General features: G+C 40.3%; 1 protein-coding gene. It reads left to right on the top strand.

The window, feature by feature from the left end:
* Nucleotides 1-993 (top strand): transposase (locus B371_RS0100240; protein WP_019412368.1); only part of this gene is annotated, 993 nt, incomplete at its 5' end.
* Between the last annotated feature and the right edge of the window lie 22 nt (nt 994-1,015).

Consider the following 1,015-nt stretch of genomic DNA (forward strand, 5'->3'; position numbering starts at 1 on the left):
CTAGCTCAAATCAATTTGGCACTTCTATTTGGCGAGCACTCAAGATTACCAGTGTACTATCGTAAGCTTCCTGGTAACATCTCAGACGTCAAGACGATTCAAAACTTGTTAGCTGATCTTGACTTTCTCAAGCTAGACAAGGTCAAGTTGGTCTTGGATCGCGGTTTTTACAGTGAGGACAATATCAATGCCATGTATCAGAAGCATTTCAAATTTCTGATAGCTGCAAGAACATCCCTAAAACTGGTTAAGGACAAACTAGATCAGGTACGAACCACAATCGCATCGCGCCCTCATTACAGTTCGAAGTACGGTTTGTATTCTGTCTCACACATTGTGGACTGGAACTATAATGAAACCAAAAAACGCAGTGGACAAAAAATTACAAGCACGAAAAGAATGTACCTGCACTTATACTATAATGACCAAAGAGCAACGGATGATAAGGTTGCTTTTAATAAGCTACTCGATCTGATCGAAGAAGAATTACTGTCTGGAAAGAGAAAACCAGAACATGAAAAACTGTATAAAAAGTACTATGAGATCAATGAAACCCCAGTACGTGGGGTTACTTTACTACCAAAACAGGACGCTATTGATGCAGTTGGAAAAAACTACGGCTACTTTGCCCTGATATCTAATGGCGTCAAAGATCCACTGGAAGCACTAGATATTTACCGTTCCAAGGATGTTGTTGAGAAAGCATTTGACAATCTCAAAGAACGTTTGAATATGCGACGCACATCGGTATCTTCCGAAGAGAGTTTAGAAGGCAAGTTATTTGTACAATTTGTTGCACTGATCTATCTCTCTTATATACATAAAGCCATGAGTGACAATAATCTCTTCAAACAGTACACCATGCAGGAGTTACTAGATGAACTGGATGTCATTGAGCGTTATGAACAACCAGGCCGCAAGCCTCGCATTGGTGAGATGACGAAAAAGCAGATGGGCTTGTATGAGTATCTAGGAGTTGAAGTGCCAACCTAGGTATAATTGTTCGGGAATTCAG

The organism is Paenisporosarcina sp. TG20, from assembly GCF_000286315.1.
In the GTDB taxonomy this organism is placed as follows: Bacteria; Bacillota; Bacilli; order Bacillales_A; family Planococcaceae; genus Paenisporosarcina.